The sequence below is a fragment of the Leifsonia sp. HAY1-4F genome (assembly GCF_056755275.1).
Map to the genome: position 1 here is coordinate 1 of NZ_JBNDHX010000513.1, position 244 is coordinate 244.

Annotated in this window: 1 pseudogene; it reads right to left on the reverse strand. The window is 62.7% G+C overall.

Features of this window, described 5'->3' with window-relative positions:
- Nucleotides 1–214, reverse strand: a pseudogene (locus ACPYOG_RS20330) (multidrug DMT transporter permease); the annotation flags it as partial.
- Between the last annotated feature and the right edge of the window lie 30 nt (nucleotides 215–244).

A 244-nucleotide genomic window follows, 5' to 3' on the forward strand; every position in this document is an offset into this window, starting at 1 on the left:
GAATACCGCCGGCGATGATGGAGTAGACCGTCGGCGACCGTTTGCGGAAGAGAATGAATCCGGCGCTGAGGAGGGCGATCACGCAGCCCAGGATGATCAGCCCGGTGAGCAACTGCTCAGGCTGAATCGGCACGGAGGTGGTAGTGAACGCGGCAACACCGACGAAGAAGCCGATACCGCCGACGCAGAGGAGGAGTGCGCGGATCCCGCTCACATCGAGACGGGCTTTGGACTCTCGCGCGTT